This window comes from Acidovorax facilis, from assembly GCF_023913775.1.
In the GTDB taxonomy this organism is placed as follows: Bacteria; Pseudomonadota; Gammaproteobacteria; order Burkholderiales; family Burkholderiaceae_C; genus Acidovorax; species Acidovorax facilis.
The window spans coordinates 1-5,079 of sequence record NZ_JAMXAX010000217.1; the positions used below are offsets into that span (position 1 = coordinate 1).

4 protein-coding genes are annotated in these 5,079 nt (G+C 67.6%); 2 read left to right on the top strand and 2 right to left on the bottom strand.

The features are described from left to right. Together NFX52_RS29250 and NFX52_RS29255 are read left to right on the top strand one after the other, a co-directional pair. Positions 1–897 (top strand): Bug family tripartite tricarboxylate transporter substrate binding protein (locus NFX52_RS29250; RefSeq protein WP_252635959.1); only part of this gene is annotated, 897 nt, incomplete at its 5' end. 115 nt (positions 898–1,012) lie between these two features. After that, the gene (locus NFX52_RS29255; RefSeq protein WP_233559230.1) at positions 1,013–2,626 is read left to right on the top strand and encodes a methyl-accepting chemotaxis protein; all 1,614 of its coding nucleotides are present in this window, start codon (positions 1,013–1,015) and stop codon (positions 2,624–2,626) included. 170 nt (positions 2,627–2,796) lie between these two features. Here the strand turns inward: NFX52_RS29255 and NFX52_RS29260 are convergent, their stop codons facing one another. Together NFX52_RS29260 and NFX52_RS29265 are read right to left on the bottom strand one after the other, a co-directional pair. Next, positions 2,797–3,807: a tripartite tricarboxylate transporter substrate binding protein gene (locus tag NFX52_RS29260; RefSeq protein WP_207402204.1), complete on the bottom strand. Its 1,011-nt coding sequence runs from the start codon at positions 3,805–3,807 to the stop codon at positions 2,797–2,799. A 105-nt stretch (positions 3,808–3,912) separates the two neighbouring features. After that, positions 3,913–5,079, bottom strand: a 1,167-nt coding sequence (locus tag NFX52_RS29265) for a CaiB/BaiF CoA transferase family protein (protein WP_252635960.1), incomplete at its 5' end; no start/stop codon positions are given.

Below are 5,079 nucleotides of genomic sequence, written 5' to 3' on the forward strand. Positions count from 1 at the left end.
AAGGCCCCCAAACTGGCGGGCACACTGCGCATCGTGATCCCGGCCAACCCCGGGGGCGGCTGGGACCAGACGGGCCGCGCGCTGGGAGTGGCCCTGGCTGCGGTGGGCGCGGCGGACCAGATCGAGTACGAGAACATTGGCGGCAAGGGCGGCACCATCGGCCTGGCCAAATACGCCGAAAAATACGGCAACGACCCCAACACCCTGCTGATGGGCGGCATGGTGATGGTGGGTGCCGTGGCGCTGCAAAAGCCCGCCGTCGACATGAGCCACATCCAGCCCATTGCCCGGCTCACCAGCGATTACCTGGTGGCAGCGGTAGCCGCCAAATCCCCTATCAAGAACACCAAGGACCTGGCCGATGCCATGCGCGCCGACCTGCGTGCCCTGCCGGTGGCGGGGGGCTCGGCCGGTGGGGTGGACCACATCTTCGCCGGGGTGCTGGCCCGTGCCTCCAAGGCCAAGCCGGAAGACCTGGTCTACAAACCCTTCCCCGGTGGCTCTGAAGTGGTGGACGCCCTGGTGTCGGGCAACGCGGCGGTGGGGCTGTCGGGCTACAGCGAATTCAGTGATGCGATAGCCGCAGGCAAACTGCGCGCCATCGGCGTGTCGTCCCGCCGCAGCGCCTTCGGCCTGCCCGCCTTCCGCGAGCAGGGGCTGGATGCCACCATGGCCAACTGGCGGGGCGTGTTCACCGGCAAAGGGGTGCCCAGCGCCCGCATGGCCGAGATGCTGGCCGCCGTGGAGGCCGCCACCGCCCATGAATCCTGGCTGCGCACGCTCAAAAGCAATCGCTGGGAACCCTCTTGGCTGACAGGCAAGGATTTGGCAGAGTTCATGGAACTGGACCTCACCACGGCACGGGTGATGGTGTACCTGCTCAAGCTGAAGGCATGAAGTGCAACAAGGCCTCTGTGCGGCTGCGGGGCGCCACCCTCGGGCCATACCGGTTTCAGGTTGCAGGCGACGTGCAGCAAGATGGAAAACCGAGATCAACCTTGGGAGCTGACCGATGAAAATGTCCAACCACTCCATCGGCGCACGCATGGCCACCGCACTGGGCCTGGTGCTCGCGCTCCTGCTGGGCGCTGCCCTGTTCGGCATTGCGGCCCTGTACAGCAGCCTGGGCACCTACGAGACCACGGTGCAGGAACGCGTGGCCCAGGAACGTGCGGTGAGCCGCATGGAAAACGAGTTCAAGACCCAGGTGCAGGAGTGGAAGAACACCCTGCTGCGGGGTGAGGATTCGCGCAAGCGCGAACTGCACTGGGCAGCGTTCCAGGCCAGTGAAAAGCGGGTGGCCGACGCCGCCAAGGCGCTGGAGCCGCAACTGACCGATGCGCAGGAAAAGGCAGCGCTGCAGAAATTCACCCAAGCCCACGCGCAGATGGCACAGGGCTACCGCAAGGGTTTTGAGGTGTTCCAGTCGCTCGGTTTTGTGCCCTCTGCGGGTGACGCGGACGTGGCCGACATCGACCAGGGCCCGGCCAAGCTGCTCACCGCACTGAGCGAGCAGGTGGCCGCCAGCAGCGCGACCATTGCAGAGCAGGCGGCCCTGAGCGCGCGGCGTGCGCTCATCAGCAGCCTGGTAGCGCTGGCACTGGTCACGGCCCTGGGCGGCTGTGCGGGCTGGCTGCTCACACGCTCGGTAGTGCGCCCGCTGCGGGTGGCGGTCTCGGTGGCCAACAAGGTGGCGGCCGGCGATCTGACCACCACCATCGAGGTCGATGGCAAGGACGAACCCGCGCGGCTGCTGGAAGCCCTGCGCACCATGCAGGAGAACCTGGAAAACGTGGTGTCGGGCGTGCGCAGCAACGCCGAGGGCGTGGCCAGTGCCAGCGCCGAAATTGCCCAAGGCAATGTGGACCTGAGCATGCGTACCGAAGAGCAGGCCTCGTCGCTGGACGAAACCACCTCTTCGATGCAGCAGCTGCAGGCCACCGTGCAGCAAAACGCCTCCAACGCCCAACGTGCCAGCGAGCTGGCCAAGAGCGGCGCATCGGTGGCCCAGCGCGGTGGCGACGTGGTAACGCAGATGGTGACGGTGGTTCAGGGCATTCAAGACAGCTCACGCCGCATTTCCGACATCATCGGCGTCATCGACAGCATCGCGTTTCAGACCAACATCCTGGCGCTCAATGCTGCCGTGGAAGCAGCACGCGCCGGCGAGCAAGGACGCGGCTTTGCCGTGGTGGCCAGCGAGGTGCGCAACCTGGCCACCCGCAGTGCCAGCGCCGCGCGCGAGATCAAGGCGCTGATCCAGACCAGCGTGGAGCGCGTGCAGGCCGGCTCTGACCTCGCCCGCAACGCGGGCAGCACCATGGGTGAAGTCGTCTCGTCCATCCAGGGCGTGAGCGCGCTCATGGACGAAATCAGCCAGGCGAGCGCGGCCCAGACCTCCGACATGCTGCGCGTCACCCAGGCCATCGTGCGAATGGATGAAACCACCCAGCAAAACGCTGCCCTGGTGGAAGAAAGCGCCGCCGCCGCCGGCAGTCTGAGCGGCCAGGCCCGCCAGCTGGTGGAGGCCGTGGAGGTGTTCCGCCTGCGCCACCAGCAGCCGCAGCTTCAGAACCTTCACCACCACCCGGCAGGGCAGCGCGCCCTGACGGCACCGCAGGGCTGATGAATAGCTATAAAAAACATAGCTACCAGCGCTTGTCACATAAGCGCTAGCGTCCAAAAATATTCAAATTGCGGCTCGGCCGAACGCAGCCTGACCCGGCAGACGACCTCATGCGGGGCGACGGCGCGTTACGCCCTTCGGGCAACCGCACCCCACACGGCAGCCCCGCGTCAATCCATCGTCACGTTGGCGTTTTTCACGACCTGCGCCATGCGCGCCACCTCGGATCGAAAGAACGCGGCTGCTGGCTCCGGAGGGGTGAGCTTGATTTCGTAGCCCTGGGCGATGAGCGCATCGCGCGCCTCGGGCATTTCCATCGCGGCTTTGAAGGCGGCATACAGGCGTTGCAGCTCGGCCTTGGGCAGGCCGGCAGGCCCCACCGGGGCGATCCAGCCGTCGAGCTCGTAGCCCGGCAAGCCCTGCTCCGCAATGGTGGGCACACCGGGCAACGACGGCACGCGGCTGGCCGTGGTCACGCCCAGGGCGCGCAACGCTCCCGACTTGATGTGCGCTGCCGCAGGCGCTACCGCCACCACGGCCAACTGCACCTGGCCGCCCAGCACATCGTTCATGAGCGGGCCCATGCCCTTGTAGGGAATGTGCTGGATCGACACCTTGGCCTGGTCCACGAACATGGCTGCTGCCAGGTGCAGGATGGTGCCGTTGCCCGACGAGCCGTAGTTGAGGACGCCGGGTTTGGCCCTGGCCAGCGCGATCAGCTCCTGCACGGTCTTGACGGGCACCGAGGGGGGGGCCACCAGCACAAAGGGCGTGGCGCCAAGGATGGTGATGGGCGTGATGTCGGCGAGCGAGTCGAATGGAATGTTCTTGTACACGCTGGGGTTGACCACGTGGTTGTTGGACACCACGCCGATCACAGAGCCGTCCTTGGGCGCCCGCACGATCTGCGTGGTGCCGGTGATGCCGCCCGCGCCCGGCAGGTTCTCGATGACCACGGGCTGGCCCAGCGCCTTGGCCAGGCTGGTGCTGATGGCACGGATGGCGCCGTCGGCCCCCGAGCCCGCCGACAGCGGCAGGATCACGCGCAGCGGCTTGCCATCGCCCTGGGCACGCGCCATGCGGGGCAGGCCCCAGGCGGCGGCGCCCAGCGCGGCCGCGCCGGTTGCCAGCGCCTGGCGGCGCGTGAGCACGCCATGGCCGGCGGGCGAGATGCGGTGCATGTCAAAAGCAGGGGTGGGCTGGGGCACGGTTGTCTCCGGTAGTGGGGTTGGAATCCGGGGCCTGCGGTCTGCGCCGCGTGGGTTGCCCCGGTCGTCAAGGAAAAATCAGGCAATGGCCCCGGTGGCCTGCAGCGCGGTCACTTCATCGGCTGTGTAGCCCAGGCCCTGCAGCAGCTCGGCCGTGTGCTGGCCCAGGCGGGGCGGGTCGCAGCGCACATCGAGCCGCTGGCCGTCCATACGCAGCGGCATCAGCGTGATCTGCGCGGTCTGCCCGGCACGTTCGCCATCGGGCAGCGTGATGTCGGCCAGTCCGCCCGTGGCTTGCAGGTGCGGGTCGTCAAACAGTTCTTCGGGCCGGCGGATGGGTGCAAACGGCAGGCCGTGGCGCTCGAAGATGGCCGCCAGTTCATCGGCCGTGTGCTGCGCCAGCCGCTCGCGCAGCACGGGCATCAGCGTGGGGCGGGCGCGTACGCGGTCGTTGTTGGTGGCCAGGCCGGTGTCGGCCTTCAGGTCGGCATAGCCCATGGCGTCGCAAAAGGTCTGCCACTGCGCATCGCTCACGGCGGCCAAAAAGATCTGTCCGCCGTCCTTCACGCTGAACACGTCGTACACGGCCCAGGACGAGATGCGGTCGGGCATGGGGGCGGCGGGCTTGCCGGTGACGGCGTACTGCATCATGTGCTGGCCGACCAGGAAGACGTTGTTCTCGAAAAGGGCCGAATCCACCTCCTGCCCGCGCCCGGTGATGCCGCGCTGCATCAGCGCCGCCATCGCGCCAATCGCGCCGAACATGCCGCCCATGATGTCGTTCACGCTGCTGCCCGCGCGCAGCGGGTCGCCGGGGCGGCCGGTCATGTAGGCCAGGCCGCCCATCATCTGCACCACCTCGTCCAGCGCCGTGCGGTGCTCATACGGGCCGGGCAAAAAGCCGGTGTGGTTGACATAGATGAGGCGCGGGTTGAGCTGGCTCAGCGCCGCGTAGTCCAGGCCGTACTTCGTCATCACGCCGGGCTTGAAGTTCTGCGCCACCACATCGGCCGATGCCGCGAGCTTGCGCGCCGCCGCCAGGCCCTCGGGGCTGCGCAGGTCGAGCGCGATGCTCTTCTTGTTGCGGTTGAACATGGGGAAGAAGCCCGCGCCCGCGCCCAGCAGGTGGCGCGTGCGGTCGCCATCCACGGGCTCGACCTTGATGACCTCGGCACCCAGGTCGGCCAGCACCATGCCGCAGGTGGGGCCCATGACCATGTGGGTGAACTCCACCACGCGCAGGCC